This is a genomic window from Halobellus sp. GM3, from assembly GCF_052545375.1.
In genome coordinates this window covers 314979-333622 of record NZ_JBQWLT010000004.1, presented here as the reverse complement: position 1 = coordinate 333622, position 18644 = coordinate 314979, and the positions used below count along the sequence as shown (strand labels likewise).

The window sequence follows — 18644 nt, the reverse complement described above, 5'->3', positions numbered from 1 at the left end:
GCGAGTACGCGATCACCGAGGACGCGCTCCCGCGGACCGACACCGGGACGATTATGCGCGAAGACCTCGTTCAAAAGCACTTCTCGGAGTAGCCCCATCCGCGTCTCTGCGGTTTCTCGGACGGCACGGGGGTTTCAGCCCCGACAACGGGGAATCTCGAATCAGATCCCTAGAACAGGAACACGAACATCGCGATCTGGATCGGTAACAGGAACACGAGCGTCGCGATCGTGCAGAGACTCGCCATCCGACTCAGCTCCAGCGTGTCGACGACGCCGAGGCCGAGGATGGCGACGAGAACGGCGGACTGATACGGGAAGAAGTAGCCGTTCAGCGCCACGGCCTCGGCCATCGCGACCGGGACGAGCGGGATCCCCGCGCCGTTAGCGAACGAGACGAAGACCGGCGTGATCACGCTCGCGACGGCCATCCCCTCCATCACGAACGCGAGCAGCATCGAGACGGCGACGACGAAGACGAGCACGAGCGGCAGCGACGGGTCGCTGGGGAGGTACGAGAGCATCGTCTCGGCCGCTAGATCGGTGAAGGCGGTCCGTTGGAGCCCCTCGGCGATCGCGAAGATCGCCCCGAGGAAAAAGAGGATCGAGAAGTCCGTCTCGCCCATCGTCTCGTTGTCGATGACGCCGATTCGGGGCGTGAAGGCGAGCAGTGCGACGACGACCGCGCCGAAGAGCGGATGGAGCCCGTGGACGAAGTCGGTCGCCCAGATCGCGACGCCGATGAGCAAAAAGAGAAGCATTCGACGCTCGCGCGGGGACGCCGTGACCGACTCGACGGCGTCGGGAGCGACCATCGCGTCGCGGTCTCGCGGGCGGTAGAGGAGATACGTGACGGCGACGACCACGGCGACGCGCCCGACGCCCATCACCGGCCCCATCCACAGCGCCCACTCCGTCCACGAGATGGCGGGGCCGCCGCCGGACTCGACGAGTCCGGTGACGATGATGTTCGCGAGCGACCCGGTCAGCACGCCCGTGGCCCCGTAGTACGTCGCAAAGAGCGGGCCGAGGAAGATCCCGACCTTCGCCCGGCGCTCGGTGAAGAGGTCGCCGAGGGAGCTGAGGATCGGTGCGAGGATGAGCACGCGAACGAGCGAGGAGGGAACGAGCACCGCGAGCGCGAAGCTCCCGATCGAGAGCACGACGAGCAGGTATCGATACACCGCGAGCGCGTCGGTCGAGATCCGCTCGGGCATCCGGTCGAGGGAGATCCGCTCGACGAGCTCGGCGAGGCCGCTCGCTCTGGCCGCCTCGCCGATGAGGAGGCCGACGACCACGAGCCACGTCGCCGGCGAGCGAAAGCCCGTCAGCGCGAGATCCGTCGAGAAAACGACGCCCATCAGCCCGATGCCGAGAAGCGCCGTGAACCACGGTTCGACCGGCGAACCGATCCACATCGCGACGCAGAACAGCGTGATAGCCAGCATCCGCGCGGCGTCGGGCGCCAACGGCGCAAACCGGAGAACCGATCCGGCCGCCAGCACGCCCGCCGGGAGGGCGAGCCAGGACGGATCGACCGGAAGTGTCCGCCCCACCCGCGCCGAGAGTCCGTCTGTCATTTTCGTATCCGGCGTGTCACCGCGGACCACAATTAGCGTGTCGATGCCCGCGCCGTGCGCGGATCCGTCGGTTCCGCGCCGACGCCGTGTTTTTTACCATCGGCGACCGTGTGGTGACCACCGATGACCGAACTACCCGCGAACGTCACCGAGATCGCGCCCGACGTCTACGACATCACCGTCAAGGAAGCGGCCGACGCGGAGTGGCGAGTGTTCCTCTTCGACGGGGAGACGCCGACGCTCGTCGACGCCGGGTTCGAGGACACCGTCGGCGTCGTCGCCGAGACCGTGGCCGAGCTCGGGATCACGCCGGAGCGCGTCCTCGTGACGCACGGCGATCCCGACCACGTGGGCGGGCTCGCGGGGCTCGTCGACCGGTTCGACCTCGAGACGTGGGTCCCCGAGGGGGTCGACGTGGACGCCGACGTCGATCACCGCTTCGGAGACGGCGACCGCGTCGGGCCGTTCACGGCCGTCCACGTCCCCGGCCACGCCGAGTCGCACTACGCGCTCGTCGACGAGTCGACCGGAATCGCCGTCCTCGGGGACGCGGTCTTCGGAGCGGACGCCCGCGGGCTCCCGGCGGGCTATTTCGTCCTCCCCACGGCGCATTACTCCGCCGACCTCGCGGCCGCCGACGACTCGCTCTCGCGACTGCTGGAGTACGACTTCGAGGTCGGACTCGTCTATCACGGGTCGAGCGTGACCGAGCGCGCCAGCGAGAAGCTCGCCGCGTTCGTCGACTTCGAGGGGAAGTTCTGACAGCCTCCCGCGAGCGGCGTCGCCAGCTCTCTTCTCGAGTGCGTGTGACGCAATGTGCCCCCGGTACTCTGTCACGGAAAATATACGGAGAGAAGACGCCGGTCGGGACGAGGAGTAAACGCTTTGACGGAGTTCGGATAATGTCCGATCGTGAGTCTCACACAGCTTTTCGAACCCTCGGCGGTCGCCGTGATCGGCGCGTCGAAGACCGAGGGCAAAATCGGCTACGAAGCGATGGCGAACGCTACCCGGTTCGACGGGGCGGTGTACCCGGTGAACCCCTCGACGACGGGCGAACTGTTCGGCTCGGAGTTCGTCTCGTCGCTGAGCGAAATCGACGACGACATCGACCTCGCGCTCTGCTGCGTGCCGGGTCCGGCGGTGCCCGACGTGCTCGAAGAGTGCGGCGAGGCGGGCGTCGGCGCCGCGGTTATCTACGCGAGCGGCTTCGCCGAGGCGAGCGAAGAGGGCGAGCAGTTACAGCAGCGGGTCGTCGAAATCGCCGAGAAGCACGGCATTTCGGTCCTCGGCCCGAACACGAGCGGCTTTCTCGTCCCCGCGACCGACCTCCGGTGTTCGTTCGCCAGCGGCGTCGAGGAGGTCCCGCCGGGGAACACCGCGATCATCGCCCAGAGCGGGGGCGTCGCGCATGTGCTCTCGTTCCAGTCGCGCCGCCAGGACCGCGGCATCTCCGCGATGGTCGGCCTCGGGAACCGCGCGAACGTGGGGTTCGCCGAGGCCATCGAGTACTTCGACGGCGACGATCGAACCGATTCGATCGTCCTCCACGTCGAGGGGACCGACGACGGGCGCCGGCTGCTCGAGGCCTGCCGCGAGAGCGACACGCCGGTGATCGCCTACAAGGTCGGCCAGTCGGACGTCGGCGAGTTCGCCGAATCGCACACCGGCGCGCTGACCGGCGACCACGAACTGTACACGGCGGGGTTCGCACAGTACGGCGTCCCCACCGTCGACGCGACCGACGACCTGCTGGACGCCGCGGCGGCGCTCGGGAACTCCCCGACCCCCGACGGGCCGAACGTGGGCGTCGTCACCGCGCAGGCGGGGCCGGGGATCATCATCACCGATCGGATCCAGCGCGCCGGCGGGCGACTGCCGAAACTCACCGCGGAGACGCAGGCGCGCGTCGACGAGATCCTCCCAGGGGTCACCTACGCCGACAACCCCGTCGACACCGGTCGTCCGATGCCGGAGTTCGGCGAGATCGTGACGGCCGTCGCCGAGGACGAACGCGTCGACATCGTGCTCGTCAACGAGCTCTTCGAGGCGGCGCTCGGCTACCCCATCGAGGAACTCGACGGCCTCGCAGACCGCGTCGACAAGCCCGTCCTGTTCGTCACCGAGGGCGTCGAGGAGAACATGGCAGACCAGCGCGACGCGCTTTCTGACGCCGGGATCCCGATCTTCGAGACGCCCGAGCGCGCCGCGGAGGCCGCGGGCGCGCTGGCCCGGTACGCGCTGTTGCGGGAGGGCCCGTCGGGGGTTCGGACCGACGGCGGTCCCGGTACCGAGGCGGCGGCGAGGGACGGCGCGGCCGCAGACGGGGAGGTGACCGCCGATGAGTGATCCGACCCCCGAACCGATCGCGGCCGCCCGCGAAGACGGTCGGCAGACGCTGACGGAAGCGGAGGGGAAGCGACTCCTCGCGTCGGCGGGGGTCGAGACCCCCGCCTTCGAGGTCTGTGCGGACGCCGACGCCGCCGTCGAGGCCGCCGGCGACATCGGGTACCCAGTCGTCGTGAAGGTCTCTTCGCCCGCCGTCACCCACAAGAGCGAGTGGGCTGACGGCGTCGGCGTCGCCGTCGGGCTCGACGCCGAGGCTGCGGTCCGAGAGGCCGCAGCGGCGATCTTCGACGCCGCCGAGGAGCGGGGTATCGACGCCGACGTGCTCGTCGAGGAGGCGGCCGACCTCGACCGCGGGACCGAGGTCATCGTCGGCGGGCTCCGAGACCCCTCGTTCGGACCGGTCGTGCTCACGGGGCTCGGCGGCGTGTTCACCGAGATATTCGAGGACACCAGCCACCGGATCGCGCCGATCGACCGCGCGGAGGCCCGCGCGGCGATCGAGGAGCTGCAGGCCGTCGCGCTGCTCGAGGGCTACCGCGGGAGCGATCCCGCCGACATCGACGCGCTCGCGGCGACGGTCGCGGCCGTCGGCGACCTCGTGAGCGAGTACCCGATCGCCGAACTCGACGTCAACCCCGTCTTGGCGACATCCGACGGAGTGATTGCCCTCGACGCGCTCGTCGTACTGGAGGATCGATAATGTACGAGCGAATCTGGACTGTCCGGTTTTCGGACACCGACCCGCACGGAATCGCCCACTACCCGCGCATCGTCGACGCGCTCCACGAGACGTCGGACATGTTCATGCAGGAGATCGGGTTCCCGTTCTGGGAACTCGCCGGAGAGCGAAACTTCGGTCTGCCGCTGGTGGACATGAAATTCGAGTTCGAGGCCCCGCTCCACGCCGGCGACGAGGTCCGTGTGACGCTGACGCCGGACCCGAGCGACCGGGCCGTGCGCTTCGAGTACGAGGCGTGGGTCGGCGACACGCTCGCCTTCTCGGGGTACGAACAGCGCGTCTGCGCCGAGACCGACGGCGGCGCGATCGAGATCCCCGACGACGTGCGCGAGGGGTTCGAGGCGTACATCGAAGCGTAGTACGGAAGTAATATCAGATATTTTATCCTCCCAGTGCAGTGAGCGATACGCTTTTACGCGTTACGCGGATATCACGGGGTATGGCGGAGTTCGAGAACCCGTACGCGACGGAGGATCCGTTCGTGGAGGCGCACTTCGATTGTCTAGAATGTGGCGGCAAACTCTGGGAGTACGCGATTCAGCGACAGATGGTGTGTGAGGACTGCCGAAGCCTCTTCTCGACGGAGGAGGTCTTCGAGGCGCAGGCGATCGCCTAAGTCCACCGAGGCGACCGCGGCGGTGGAGGCGAAACGACACCCGAACGACCGAGCGGCGATCGGTACGCGACGCACCGCCAGCCCCCGCTCCGTCGGCCCGAAACGTGCGGGTGTCCAACACACTTATTATCGGCTTGTACCAATATTCGCTTATGGCACAGGAAGAGCCAGAGGAACTCCTAGAGATGAGTTCCCACACTCGGAGTATTCTCGAGGAGCACAGCCTCCAGCCGCTCTGGGAAGTCGAGGACGATTTCGGCAACGCCCTCGACGACCCCGAGCCGGACATCTGGAAGTGGGAGGACATCAAAGAGGCGATCGACGCCATCGAGGACGACATCCCGATCGCGGACCTCCCGCCGGGCTTCCAGCGTCGGGTCGCCGTCCCGATCAACGCCGCGCACGCGATCTCGAACACGATCTACGTCGGCGTGCAGACGGTCTCGCCGGGTGAGACCGCGCCGTCGCATCGACACGGGGCGAACGCGCTCCGCTTTACGATCGACGGCCACGAGGACATGAAGACCGTCGTCGCCGGCGAGGAGTTCCCGATGAAGGACAACGACCTCGTCACGACGCCGCAGTGGGAGTGGCACGACCACGTCAACGACGGCGACGAGACGGCGGCGTGGCTCGACGTGTTGGACCTCCCGCTGGTGCTGGACTCGCTGAACGCGAAGAACACCTTCGAGTACCACGAACTCGACCGACAGCCCGTCACGAAGAGTCAGGGATACTGGGCATCCCAGTACGGTCGCGGCCGGCCGCAAGACGACGTCAAGCAGAGCGGCATCCCCGGCCCGTTCGAGGGGATCCACGACGCGACCCCGCCGTACCGCTTCGAGTGGGACGAGATGGTGGAGTCGCTGCAGCAGCGCGCCGACAACGACGACCCCGACCCCAACGACGGCTACAGCCTCTCGTACGTGAACCCGGCGACCGGCAAGCCGCCGCTGTTCCCGACGATGTCGTTCCGCGCGCAGCTGATGCAGGAGGCGACGGACCCGCACTTCCACAACGCCACCGAGGTGTTCTTCGTCATCGAGGGCGAGGGAGCGACCCACATCGGCGACGAGGCCTTCGAGTGGAGTCAGTGGGACATCCTCGTCGTCCCGCCGGACGAGATCCACCACCACGAACCGGACGGGGAAGCGACCCTGCTCGGAATCACCGACCGGCCGGTCTTCGAGGCGTTCAATCTCTACGCCGAAGCGGAACCGAACTCGTAAGCCCGAGACGGTCGCCGCCGGACACCTCCGCACGTTTTTTCGGACGAACGAGGACGCTTTGAGGCTCGCCTCCGGAATAAAGACCGCGAGAACGGATCCGCCACCACGGGACGTGAGCGACGCTAGCAAAAGTGTCCGAGGGCAGCGAACCCGTCGGGTCGAAAGTGGTTCTCCGTGGCTGACCGCTCTGTTCTACTCCTGTCCGCCCTTGGTGACGTTGGCGTCGGCGTAGCTGACGTCGCGGCCGGTGACGTCGACGGTCATCGAGCCGACATCCTCGATCTCGGCCTCGATGGTGTCGCCGTCGTGGAGTTCGCTCACGCCCTCCGGCGTGCCCGTCGTGATCACGTCGCCGACCTCCAGCGTGGCGCCGAGAGAGGCGTACTGGACGACGTCCGCGCAGGTGTAGACCATGTCGCCGGTGTTCTCGTACTGGCGGCGCTCGCCGTTGAGCTGCAGTTCCATCTGCAGGTCCTGCGGGTCGTCGAACTCGTCGGGCGTGACGACGCAGGGGCCGATGACGGTGAACGTGTCGTAGGACTTGCGGTTCGAGCGGTCCTGGTCGCCCCGAAGCGAGATGTCGAGCAGGATCGTGTACCCGAAGATGTTGTCCCACGCCTCCTCCGCGGAGACGTCTTTGGTCTCTTCGCCCATCACGAACGCGAGTTCGATCTCGTGGTCGGTGCGGCGGTCAGTGAAGGGGAGTTCGATGCCGTGGTCGGGGCCGACGACGCTCGTCGGCGCCTTCAGGAAGTAGCCCTTGTCCTTGATGGAGAACCACTCGTCGGTGGTGATGTCCTTGTCCGCGATGGCCTCCTCGATGTGGTTCTCGTAGTTCAGCGGCGCGGCGATGACCTTCCCCGGACGGCCGACCGGCGAGCCGATCTCGACGTCCTCGACGTCGTAGTCGGGGTCTTCGCCCTCGTACTCGGCGGCGTCGTAGTCGCCCTCGATGTACTCGACGAGCGGCTCGTCGCTCTCGAGACCGAGACGGTCCGAGAGGTCGATGACGCCGCTGCCGTCGGCTGTGAGCAATCCGAGCTGATTGTCGTCGTAACGGACAAATCGCATACGCGAGTCATCGTCGGAATGAGTGATAAAAGATGCCTTTCGCGACGAGCGGCGAGCCACGCGAACGCGGCGCCGACCTGATCGCCGGTGTAGACGGGTGACGCGGGGGGTCGTGCCGATCCGAGCGTGATCACGGCCGCGGACGCGGGCCCCGACACCGACTCCGCGGCCGAAAACAGCGGTGGCCGCTCGGGGAGGGCTACAGGTAGCTCTCGGTCCGCGAGAGGTCGACGTCCGCCGCGACGTCCTCGCGGAAGTGTTCCGTCAGCGACTCCAGCGACCAGCCGTCGGGGTTCACGCCGACGACCTCCGTAGCGGGATCCGAGAAGACGCCGACGCGGTCGCCGCCGGCGTACAGCGTACAGCCCGTGACGTCCTCGGCGGCCTCGCTCGCCGCGTAGGCGACGAGCGGCGCGACCCGCTCCGGGGGCATCTCCTCGCGGGTGTACGGGCGGTGTTCCTCGGGCACCGTCTCGGTCATCCGCGTGTAGCCGTTCGGGACGAGTGCGTTGACTCGGACGTTCGATCGGGCCAGTTCGGTCGAGACCGACCTGACCATCCCGAGGACGCCCGCCTTCGCGGCGGCGTAGTTGGCCTGTCCGAGCCCGCCGCGCGCGGCGCCGGCGCTGACGGCGAGATAGGAGCGCTGGCGCTCGAAGCCGCCGCCGTCGTCGCCCTCGGCGTCCTCGCTCGCCTCCCGCCAGTGTTTCGCGGCCGCGCGAAGCGGCGCGAACTGGCCGGTGAGGTTCGTCTCGACGACCGCGCGCCAGTCCTCCGCGGAGAGCTTGTAGCTGATACCGTCCCGGAGAATCCCCGCGAAGTTGCAGACGAAGTCGACGCGGCCGTGTTCCGCGACCGTGTCGGCGATGAGTTCCGCAGCGTAGGCGAAGTCGCTCACGTCGCCGTGGTGGGCGGTCGCCTCGCCGCCGCCTTCGCGGATCTCGCGCGCGACGCGTTCGGCGACAGCGGGGTCGCTCCCCGTGCCGTCGACGGCCGCGCCGAGATCGTTGACGACGACGCGCGCGCCGTGTGCGGCGAGTTCGTGCGCCGCCGCCTCGCCGAGGCCGTTCCCGCCCCCGGCGACGACACAGACCGCGTCCGAAAGCGTTTCAGACGACCCTTCTCGCATCTCAGAAGGGGTACTCGCGGGGCTCGTGCTGCAGCGAGATCCACTTCTTCTCGGTCACCTCATCAAGGAAGTCCGTGGAGTTGTAGCCGCCGATTCCGGAGGCCTTCGTCCCGCTGAAGGGGACGTGCGCCTCGTCGTTGATCCCCTGATCGTTGACGTGGATGTTCCCGGAATCGATCCGCTTTGCGATCTGGAGCCCGGCGCCGATGTCGCCGGCGTGAACCGATCCCGCGAGGCCGTACTCGGTGTCGTTCGCCATCTCGATCGCCTCGTCGACGTCGGAGAACGGGATCACGGGCGCGATGGGACCGAAGTGCTCGTTACAGGAGGCCGCCATGTCGTTCGTGGCCTCGGAGAGCACGGTCGGCCTGACGACCAGCGAGTCGTCGACGCCGTCGAGGTCGACCGTCTCGCCGCCCGTCTCGAGCGTCGCGCCGGCCTCGATCGTCTCCTCGACGTAGCCGAGCATCTGGTCGCGCTGGGACTCGTTGATGATCGGTCCGAGGACGACGTCGTCGTGGGCGCTGCCGGCGGGGAGCGCCTCCGCGCGCGCGGTGAGCTTCTCGACGTACTCGTCGTAGATCGACTCGTGGACGATGTGGCGGTTGATCGAGATGCAGACCTGCCCCTGGTGGATGAACGAGCCGAACACGGCGGAGTCGATCGCCTGGTCGACGTCCGCCTCGGCGGTGACGATGTGGGCGTTGTTGCCGCCGAGTTCCATCGCCGGGACCGCGAGGTTCTCCGCCGCGAGGCCGGCGACGTGCTGGCCGACCTCGGTCGAGCCGGTGAAGGCGACGACGTCGCTGTCGGGATGGCTCGCGATGTGGTCGCCGATCTCCGAACCCCTGCCGGTGACGACGTTGATCACGCCGTCGGGGAAGCCGGCCTCCTCGGCCAGCCGGGCCCAGACGAGTCCACCGATGATCGGCGCGTCGGTCGACGGCTTGACGACGACCGAGTTACCCGCCGCGACGGCGGGTGCGAGCGCGCGGGCCGTGAGGTTCAGCGGGAAGTTCCACGGCGAGATTACCGTCACGACGCCCTCGGGCTCGCGGTAGACGATGTTCTCCTTGCCGGGGATGTTCGAGGCGGCGGTCTCGCCTTTCATTCGCCGGGGGAGCGTCGCGGCCTCCGCGAGGTGGTCCTGCGTGATCTGAATCGAGGTCTCGCCGACGCCGTGGATGCCGCCGATCTCGGTCGTGATCAGCTCGATGATCTCCTCGGAGTGCTCGTCGAGGGCGTGAATGAGGCCCTGTACGAGCTGTTCGCGCTGGGCGGGCGGAGTCTCGCCCCACTCAGCCTGCGCCTCGACAGCCGCCTCGTAGGCGGCGTCGACGTCGGCCTCGGTCCCGCTCGCGACGTGCGTTACCGTCTCTCGCGTCGAGGGGTCCTCGACGGGAATCGTTTCGCCGCTCTCGCTTTCGCGCCACTCGCCGCCGATGTACAGGTTGTTCCAGTCCGCGTCGATGCTATACGGTGACTGCCCTTCGAGTGCCATACTCTCTAGTTACCGCGAATCACTAATGAAAGTTTGGCCGTAACCCCTAATTTCCCGCGGAAAACCCGGTTACACCGGTGATACTGGATTCCGGCGTGAGGTCCACAGCTCCCGCGTTCGCGCCCAGTGACGCCGAAAACAAAAGATAATAAACGATCGGGCAAGAGCGTACACCGTACCAGTGGTGCGCAGACGACGATCAGCAGACGAACGCCGGAAAACCGCGAGTGGTACCGATGGATAGTTCACAGCGGTCACAGCTCGACTCGCCGACGAGCTGGCTCATCGTCGCGCTCGGCGTCGTCCTCCTCATCCTCGTCTGGGGGCTGATATTCACCTTCACCGTGTACTCCGAGGCGCTCGCGACCGGGTTCGGGCTCTCGGGGCTGCGCGTCTCCTCGGTCTTCTCGATCACGACCGCGGCGTTCTACATCGCGGGCGGCGCGATCGGCGTGGTCATCGCCCGGATGCCGCTCCGCCCGGTCGTCGCGGTCGCCGGCGCGGTCGTCGCGGCCGCCGTCGGACTCCTGCAGATCGTCTCGTCGTACCCGGGGCTCGTCCTCGCGTTCTGTCTGTTGGGAACCGCCGGCGGGACGGTGTTCGTCGTCGTCATCTCGCTCGTCCCGCAGTGGTTCGAAAAGTACCAAGGGCGGGCGATGGGGATCACGATGACGGGGAACGGACTGGGGATCTTCGTGCTGCCGCCGGTGTGGGTGTGGCTGCTCGACCGAACGGGCGTCAGGGGGGCCTTCGCCGTCGTCGGGGGGGCGACCGCGGCGGTGATTCTGCTCACCAGCCTCCTGTATCGACGCCCGAAGGGGCGGCGAGCGGCGGCGTCGCCGGTCGACGTGTCGTGGATCCGCTCGATGCTGACCGACCGATCGTTCTTGGCCGCGCTCGCGGGGTTCGCGCTCCTGTGGGGATGGTACTTCGTCCTCTCGGCGGACTTCGTGGGCATCCTGACGTCGAACGGCATCGGCAGGGCCGTCGCCGCCACGGCCTTCGGAATCGTCGGCGGGATCAGCGTCGTCGCCCGCGTCGCGAGCGGCGAGTTCGCCGACCGGGTCGGAATGCGGGTGACGCTCGCCGTGGGCGCGGTGCTGGCGGCCGCCGGGATGGTCGGGTTGCCGCTGGTGACGTCACCCCTCCCGATGTACGCGGTGCTCGCGAGCTTCGGCGTCGGACTCGGCGCCATCGCCGCGCTGTTCTCGCCGATCGTCATCGAGCGGTTCGGCCCCGAGAACGCGACCGCCATCGTCGGCATCTTCACGATCGCCGAGGCCACCACGGCGTTCTCGGTGCCGATCGCGGTGAGCGCGCTGTCGAGTTTCGCCGGTGGGAACACGCTGCCGCTGCTTTTGGTCGGCGGGATGACGCTCCTCGGCGCGGGGCTGTTCTACCGGGGAACGGCGCCGACCCCCGAGGAGTCACCGACGCGGGCGACGAGAGAATAGGCTGTTCCGAGTGGAGTCGCCATCGGTCGACGTCGCTATCGGTCGACGTCGCTATCGGGAGATGCCCGCGGCGAGCGCCTCGACCGGCGTCGGCGGCCCCTCGCGGTTCGGATCGGTTTCCCGGAGCAGCGACTGATCGATCGTCGCGCCGAGGTCGTTGAGCTGCGTGCGGCAGGACGCGCCCGGCGCGACGACGGCCTCCGTGTCGCTCGCGTCGATCTGTCCCTTGAGCGTTTCGCCGATCGACTCGCTCATCGCGCGGTGTTCTGACTCGTATCCGAACGTGCCGGCCATTCCACAGCAGCCCGAGTCCAGCGGGTCGACGCGGTAGCCCGCCCGGCGGAGCACGCCGACCGCGTGGTGGTCCTTCTTCGTGGCCTTCTGGTGGCAGTGGCCGTGGTACGCGACCGACCGGTCGGGGGCGTCGAAGTCGATCCGCTCGTCGAGGCGGAACGCGTCGATGTACTCACACACGCCGTAACTGTTCGCCTGCACCGTCTCCACGTCCGGGCCCGAGAGGAGGTCGCCGTAGTCCGACTGGAGCATCACCGCGTCGGAGGGCTCGGGGACGACGACGTCCCAGCCGTCCTCGATTCGCGGGACGAGCGCGTCGACCGTCTCCGTCGCCGTCTCGCGGGCGACGTCGAGAAAGCCCTTCGAGAACGCCGGCCGACCCACGTCGGTGACCTCGGCGACGTCGACGTGGACGCCGGCGGCCTCGAGCACTTCCACGGTCGCCTTGCCGACCGAGGGGTGGCTGTAGTTCGTGTACGTGTCGGCGACGAGGAGGACGCGACGGTCGGCCTCGTCGGCGGCGACCGTCGACCCCCCGCGCTTGTCGAACCACTTCTGGACCGTCTCGCGCTCGAACGTCGGGAGGGTGCGATCGCTCGCGATGCCGATCGTCCGATCCATCACGGCGCGCGCGCCGGGGACCTGCGACGCCCAGTTCGAGACGGGCGCGAACGTGCTCCCGAGCTTCGCTAAGACGTCGAAGTTCGCGAACAGCTTCGAGCGCAGCGACGACCCGTGTTCTTGGTGGTGTGCGTGGGTCACCTCGGCTTTGAGCTTCGCGAGGTCGACCTCGCTCGGGCAGTCGTTCGCACAGCCCTTACAGCCGATACAGAGGTCCATGACCTCGGTGACGAACTGCTCGTCGGTCGGGTCGTCGGGGAGGTCGCCGCTCATCGCCTGCCGGAGCATGTTCGCCCGGCCGCGGGTCGCGGTGATCTCCTCGTCCGCGGCGCGATAGGTCGGACACATCACGCCGCCCTCGGTCTGCTGAGTGCGGCAGCCGCCACAGCCGTGACAGAGCTCCACCATCCCCTGCATCCCGTTCTCGTTGTCCCACTCCAGCGCCGAGTCGAAACCGGCGTCGAACTCGTAGTCGGGATCGAACCGGAGGTTCTCCGTCAGGGCGACGTCGCCGCAGACCTGCCCGGGGTTCAGGAGCCAGTCGGGGTCGAAGGCGGTCTTGAGATCTTGGAACGCGAACCACAGCTCGTCGCCGTAGAGCTTCCGGTTCCACTGCGTCCGCGCGCGGCCGTCGCCGTGCTCGCCGGAGACCGATCCGCCGAGTTCGACGACGAGGTCGGTCACCGCGTCGCCGATGGCCTCCATCGCCGCGAGGTCCGTCGACGACTTCGTGTTGACGAGCGGGCGGACGTGCAGCACGCCCGGTCCCGCGTGCGCGTAGAACGACGCGAACGTGTCGTGCTCTTCGAGCACCGACTGGAACTCGGTGACGAACCGCGGCAGGTGCTCGGGCGGGACGGCGCAGTCCTCGAGGAAGCTGATGTGCTTGGCGTCGCTCGTCCGCCCGAGCAGGATCGGGAGTCCCGACTTCCGGAGCTTCCACAGCTCCTTTCTGTCCGCCTTGTCGTAGGCCTCCAGCGCGTCGAAGGCGTAGCGCTCGGGGCCGGCGCTCTCGTCGCCGTCGCCGCTACCGGCGTCGGCGTCGCCCTCTCCGTCGTCCGCTCGTCCGGGCACGCGGTCTTCGAGCAGCTTTCGAACTTTCTCGCGGCCGTCCGCCTCGTCCTCGGCGTAGAACTCGACGAGGAGGGCGGCCTCGGTCCGGTCGGGGAGCTTCGCCGCCACGTCGGCGAACTCGGTCGTGTCCGACGCCAGTCCGATCAGCACGTCGTCGATGAGTTCGACCGCGGCGGGGTCGTGCTCGAGGACGTGGACGACGTCGCTGACGGTCTCGACGACGCTGTCGTACGTCAAGAGCGCGACCGACTTGGTCTTCGGGAGCGGCTCGAGGGAGACGGTCGCCTCCGTGATGACCGCCAGCGTCCCCTCGGACCCGGCGAGCAGGCGTCCGAGGTTGACGACGCCCGCCTCGCCGTACTCGCCCTCGGCCTCGGCGACCAGTCGGTCGAGGTTGTACCCGGAGACGTTCCGCTTCATCTCCGGGAACCGCTCGTGGATCTCGTCTGCGTGCTCGTCGAGGACGGCGATCACGCCGGCGGCGACGCGCTCCTCGGCGTCGCCCTCCGGATCGGCGCGCTCGCGCAGTTCGTCGACGGCGACCTCGCCGAACGTCGTGACCGTCCCGTCCGAGAGGACCACCTCGACCTCCTCGACGTAGTGGTCGGTCTTCTCGTAGACGAGCGAGTGCGCGCCCGTGGAGTTGTTGCCGATCGCGCCGCCGATAGCGCTCCGGTTCCCCGCGGCGGGGTCGGGGCCGAACGTCAGGCCGAACTCGGCCGCGCGGTCGTTGAGCGTCGCGAGCACCGTCCCCGCCTGCACGCGCGCCTCTCGCGCGTCGGGGTCGACGTCGTAGACGGCGTCCATATGGCGCGAGAAGTCGAGGACGACCGCCTCGTTGACCGTCTGACCGGCCAGGCTCGTGCCGCCGCCGCGCGGGAGAACCGGGATTTCCTCGTCGGCGCAGTAGGAGACCACGCTCGCGACGTCGTCGGTCGAGGTCGGGAAGACGACGCCGATCGGCGTCATCTCGTAGGCGCTGGCGTCGGTGGCGTAGAGCTGTCTGGTGTACGTGTCGAAGCGCACCTCGCCGTCGATGCGGGATTCGAGGGCGTCGACCAGATCCGGTCGTTCGACGGTTTCGGAGACGTACTGATAGTCCGAGCGAGCGTCTCTCGCCGGTGCGGCGCTGCGCACGCCGCCGTCGGGAACAGCATCGCTGTCGCGGTCTGGCATATGCGTACTACTGTGTCGAACGGACACTTATAGCCGCCGTTGTCGGCTCTACGTCGAAGCCGCCGAGACAGGGCTTCCCGAGATGCGTTCTGGAGGGAGAGTCCCACGGTGCGGAACCGCCCAACGGCGCGGGACTGTCCTACCGCACGAGACCGCCACACCGCCCGGGACCGACCCCGTCGTTGGGAAATCGTTTTGACGGTCGCCGCGTTCGGTACGGTATCGTGACCCAGACAGACCACACCGACGTCGGCCGGTTACGGACGCTGACCGAGCGGTTGCTCGTCCGCGACGCGACGGCGCACGCGGCGGCGATCGAGGCGCTCGGCGAGGAGGGCGACGAGCGGGTCATCCCCCACCTGGTCGAACTGATCGTGATCGACAGCATCGCGAACGACTGGGAGCGGTTCGGCTTCCCCGCCGCGCTCCGGGGGCGTGATCCGCCGCGGTATCTCGAACTTCCGGAGGTGCGCTGGCCGGGCGTCCGCGACGCGCTCGCGAGCCTCGCGGAGCCCGACTTCGACTCCGCGCACGCGTGGGTCGAGTGGGAGTCGTGGTACTCCCAGCAGGACATCGAACCGCTCGAGGGCTTCGACGAGTGGAAACTGCGGCTGTACCGGTCGTATCTGCCGCCTGTCGGCGGACTCCTCGACTGTGAGCCCCGCGAGTTCGACCTGCAGGACATCCGGTGGGGCAACTGCGATCGGTCGTTCCTCGCCGCGCTCAACGCGCCGACGTTCGTTCCCGGCGACGCCGTCGACGCCGATGGAAGCGGGACTGCCGAAGGAGCGTCAGTCGACGGCGCGGGTTCCGGCGACGCCCCCGAGCGCTATCTCGAGGACGACCACGTCGTCTTCGGCTTCGAGATCGAGGGCACGTCCTACGCCGTCCCGCGGTGGGTGCTGTTCCCCCACGAACTGCTGAACGCCGAGCTCGACGGCGTGCCGGTGAGCCTCACGTACTGCACGCTCTGTAACGCGCCGATCCTCTACGACCGGCGGGTCGGCGAACGCGGCGACGAGGGCGGCAGTGGCGGTGCAGGTGCCGACGGCGACGGCCGCGGGGCCGACGTCCGCACGTTCGGCAGCACGGGGATGCTCGCCGCCGGCAACAAGGTGATGTACGACGAGGAGACCGAGACGCTGTGGGACCAACACGCCGGCACGCCGATCGGCGGACCGACGCTGGCGTCGGATCCGGATCTGTTCCTCGATCAGTTCGCCGTCACCCAGACGACGTGGGGCGAGTGGAAGGCCGAGTATCCGGACACGCTCGCGCTCGACCTCGACACGGGCTACGGCTACGACTACGCCTACTACGACGGGAACGTCGACTTCTTCGAGCACTACTGGAACCGCGAGGAGATCGTCCAGCCCGGCGTCCGGCGCGACGACGACCGCCTGCCGGAGAAGGCGTCGGTCTACGGCGTCACCGGCGACGACCCCGAGGAGGTGTGGGTCGTCCCGATCGACGACCTCGCCGATGTCGAGGGAGGCGTCCTCTCGGGGCGGATCGCAGGCCGCGACGTCGTCGCCCTGCTGGACGCGACCGACGACGTCGCGGTCTACGAGGCGCCGCCGGGGGCGGTCGAACGAGTCGCCGACGACGACGGGGTGGCGCTCGTCGACGGAGCGGGGACGCGCTGGCGGCTGACGCGGAACGAACTGCGGTCGGCGGACGGCGAGGCGCGCGATCGAATACCCGGCCGCCACGGCCTCTGGTTCGCGTTCCGAACGCACTACGAGACCGCGCACGTACTGGAGTAAGCTGGACCGGGATATCCCCGGTAGTACCCGCCCCGGCCGCTCGACGGTCGTCGGATTCGAGCCGTCGAACACCGACGCGAGCGGTCGGTTTCGGTGGTTCCCAATCGTTTCAAACGAGAGTAACGTTTAATGCGTCTTTTGTCGCTCATCGTAAACGGATATGTTCAAAGGTAGCGTGTGGTATCCGAGTTCGCCGCGGAACGCGGCGATCGTCGCGATGCTCGTGGGAATGATCATTCTGCATCACACCTCGCTTCTGGGGCTGACGGACGCCGGACTGCTGTTCGGGTGGCTCCCCATCCAGTTGGCCTACGACTTGGCGTACACCGTCCTCGCGGTGTTGCTTCTGTACTGGGTGTACACGGTCGCACCGAAGGGCGAGGAGCGCGACGACGTGCGCACGCCGAACGACCCCGCGTCGGGGAACCGATAGGAGGACGTCGAGATGGTCTCTCTCACCTCCGACATCGCGCTCATCGTCGCCATCGTTGTCGCGTACCTCGGACTCGTACTCGGGGTGGGGCAGTACGCCTCCAGTCGGACCGGGAACTCGCGCGAGGACTACCTGATGGCGAACCGCTCGTTCGGGACGATCGTCCTGCTGGCGGCGCTCTTTGCGACCAATATGTCCGCGGTCGTGATGATCGGCGCGCCGGGGTTGTCGTACAACATCGGGCCGAGCGCGTACGGCTACTTCATCGGCCTGCTGGTCTTCACGTTCCCGCTGTTCATGATGACGATCGGACACCGAATCTGGCTCGTCGGGAAGCGCTTCGGCCACATCACGCCGGCGCAGGTGCTGAATCACCGCTTCGAGTCGAAGTACCTCGGCCTGTTCGCGATGCTGCTTTTCACGTTCTGGACGGTGCCGTACCTGCTGGTCGGTATCCAAGGCGGCGGCATCGCGTTCGAGGCGCTCACCGAGGGGTTCGTCCCCTACTGGGCCGGCGGGCTGATCATCACGCTCGTCGTGCTCGTGTACGTCTCGCTGGGCGGGATGCGCGGGACGGGGTGGACGAACGCGTTCCAGGGCGCGGTGTTCGTGATCGCGCTCATCGGCTTCGCCATCGTCATCCCGCAGCAAATCGGCGGCTTCCGAGCGGCGACGACCGCCGCCTTGGAGGTCAATCCGGCGCTCCTGAACCGCGCGGACATCCCGCCGCTGGGATGGAAGAGTTACGTCTCGGTGGCGGTGTTAGTCTCCATCGAGACGTTCATCCTCCCGCACCTGTTCATCCGGTACATGACCGGGCGGTCCAGCCGCAAGCTCCAACGGACCGCCGTCGTCTACCCAATCGCGCTGATGCTGACGTGGGGACCGGCGGTTATGCTGGGCTTTTGGGGCGTCGGGCAGTTCCCGAACATCGATAACCCGGACTTCATCCTGCCGGCGCTGATCGGCGCGAACTTCCCGACGTGGCTCGTCGGACTCGCGCTGGCGGGCATCCTCGCGGCGCTGATGTCCACGCTCGACGGGCAGGTCCTGACGCTCGCGACGATGCTCACCGAGGACATCCTCCGGCCGTTCGTCGACATCACCGACCGGGCCGAGGTTCTCTCGACGCGTATCTTCATCGTCGCCATCCTCGCCATCGCGTACGTCGCTGCGCTCCTGACCCGCGAGTCGATCATCGACACGACTATCTTCGCGTTCAGCGGCTACGCGCTGATGTTCTTCCCGATCGTGACCGCGCTGTACTCCCGCCGGGTGACCAAGTACGCCTCGGGCGTCGGCCTCGCGCTCGGGTTCGCCGGCCTGTGGGCGTTCCAACTCGGCGTCCTCCCCGGGAGCCTCACCTTCGGCTTCCTCCCGGTGATGCCGCTACTCGTCCTCCAACTCACCGTGATGCTCGTGATCACCCTCGCGACGTCGCCGCCGAGCGAGAAGCGGATCGACGCCTACGAGGACCTGTTCGACGAGTCGTGGTGAACGAACCGCAGATCGGATAAACGATATCTGAGTTTTCCTTCGCGCTACGTATGTGTAACTCAGTATTTCAGTCCAGACTGTGCCCAATTCGGGTGCTCCCCGTTCAGTAAGCGTCT

15 protein-coding genes are annotated in these 18644 nt (G+C 67.7%); 10 read left to right on the top strand and 5 right to left on the bottom strand.

Going from position 1 to position 18644, the window contains the following annotated elements:
- Positions 1-169: 169 nt before the first annotated feature.
- The gene (locus ACT3HL_RS09035; protein ID WP_445086495.1) at positions 170-1579 is read right to left on the bottom strand and encodes an SLC13 family permease; all 1410 of its coding nucleotides are present in this window, start codon (positions 1577-1579) and stop codon (positions 170-172) included.
- A gap of 123 nt (positions 1580-1702) precedes the next feature.
- Between ACT3HL_RS09035 and ACT3HL_RS09030 the strand changes: the two genes are divergently transcribed.
- From ACT3HL_RS09030 to ACT3HL_RS09005, 6 genes are all read left to right on the top strand, one after another.
- On the top strand, positions 1703-2341 hold the full coding sequence (locus ACT3HL_RS09030; RefSeq protein WP_445086494.1) for an MBL fold metallo-hydrolase: 639 nt from the start codon (positions 1703-1705) through the stop codon (positions 2339-2341).
- Between the two features lie 150 nt (positions 2342-2491).
- Positions 2492-3928, top strand: a complete 1437-nt coding sequence (locus ACT3HL_RS09025; protein ID WP_445086493.1) for a CoA-binding protein — start codon at positions 2492-2494, stop codon at positions 3926-3928.
- Positions 3921-4628 carry an acetate--CoA ligase family protein gene (locus ACT3HL_RS09020; RefSeq protein ID WP_445086492.1) on the top strand — a complete coding sequence of 236 codons (708 nt, stop codon included), beginning with the start codon at positions 3921-3923 and terminating at the stop codon, positions 4626-4628. Before ACT3HL_RS09025 ends, ACT3HL_RS09020 begins: the two co-directional genes overlap by 8 nt.
- Entirely contained in the window at positions 4628-5026 is a 399-nt protein-coding gene (locus tag ACT3HL_RS09015; RefSeq protein ID WP_445086491.1) for a thioesterase family protein, read from the top strand. The genes ACT3HL_RS09020 and ACT3HL_RS09015 overlap by 1 nt, the downstream gene beginning before the upstream one ends.
- An 80-nt stretch (positions 5027-5106) precedes the next feature.
- Positions 5107-5283 (top strand): hypothetical protein, encoded by a 177-nt coding sequence (locus ACT3HL_RS09010; RefSeq protein WP_445086490.1) that lies wholly within the window; start codon positions 5107-5109, stop codon positions 5281-5283.
- A 152-nt stretch (positions 5284-5435) separates the two neighbouring features.
- Complete coding sequence (locus ACT3HL_RS09005) at positions 5436-6512, top strand: cupin domain-containing protein (protein ID WP_445086489.1); 1077 nt, start codon at positions 5436-5438, stop codon at positions 6510-6512.
- Positions 6513-6704: 192 nt separating this feature from the next.
- On the opposite strand, the gene ACT3HL_RS09000 is transcribed toward ACT3HL_RS09005, so the two are convergent.
- From ACT3HL_RS09000 to ACT3HL_RS08990, 3 genes are all read right to left on the bottom strand, one after another.
- Positions 6705-7583 (bottom strand): fumarylacetoacetate hydrolase family protein, encoded by an 879-nt coding sequence (locus ACT3HL_RS09000; RefSeq protein WP_445086488.1) that lies wholly within the window; start codon positions 7581-7583, stop codon positions 6705-6707.
- A 199-nt stretch (positions 7584-7782) separates the two neighbouring features.
- A complete protein-coding gene (locus tag ACT3HL_RS08995; protein ID WP_445086487.1) occupies positions 7783-8712 on the bottom strand; it encodes an SDR family oxidoreductase in 930 nt (309 codons plus the stop codon).
- A 1-nt stretch (position 8713) separates the two neighbouring features.
- Positions 8714-10213 carry an aldehyde dehydrogenase family protein gene (locus ACT3HL_RS08990; RefSeq protein WP_445086486.1) on the bottom strand — a complete coding sequence of 500 codons (1500 nt, stop codon included), beginning with the start codon at positions 10211-10213 and terminating at the stop codon, positions 8714-8716.
- Between the two features lie 236 nt (positions 10214-10449).
- Between ACT3HL_RS08990 and ACT3HL_RS08985 the strand changes: the two genes are divergently transcribed.
- Complete coding sequence (locus ACT3HL_RS08985; protein WP_445086485.1) at positions 10450-11667, top strand: MFS transporter; 1218 nt, start codon at positions 10450-10452, stop codon at positions 11665-11667.
- A gap of 51 nt (positions 11668-11718) precedes the next feature.
- Here the strand turns inward: ACT3HL_RS08985 and ACT3HL_RS08980 are convergent, their stop codons facing one another.
- Positions 11719-14832, bottom strand: a complete 3114-nt coding sequence (locus ACT3HL_RS08980) for an FAD-linked oxidase C-terminal domain-containing protein (protein WP_445086484.1) — start codon at positions 14830-14832, stop codon at positions 11719-11721.
- A gap of 224 nt (positions 14833-15056) precedes the next feature.
- Here ACT3HL_RS08980 and ACT3HL_RS08975 point away from each other — a divergent pair, with 224 nt between their 5' ends.
- From ACT3HL_RS08975 to ACT3HL_RS08965, 3 genes are all read left to right on the top strand, one after another.
- Complete coding sequence (locus tag ACT3HL_RS08975; RefSeq protein WP_445086483.1) at positions 15057-16598, top strand: DUF3179 domain-containing (seleno)protein; 1542 nt, start codon at positions 15057-15059, stop codon at positions 16596-16598.
- Between the two features lie 160 nt (positions 16599-16758).
- Positions 16759-17031, top strand: coding sequence for a hypothetical protein (locus ACT3HL_RS08970; RefSeq protein ID WP_445086482.1), 273 nt, complete (start codon positions 16759-16761; stop codon positions 17029-17031).
- A 12-nt stretch (positions 17032-17043) separates the two neighbouring features.
- Positions 17044-18528, top strand: a complete 1485-nt coding sequence (locus ACT3HL_RS08965; protein ID WP_445086481.1) for a sodium:solute symporter family transporter — start codon at positions 17044-17046, stop codon at positions 18526-18528.
- The last annotated feature ends 116 nt before the right edge of the window (positions 18529-18644 follow it).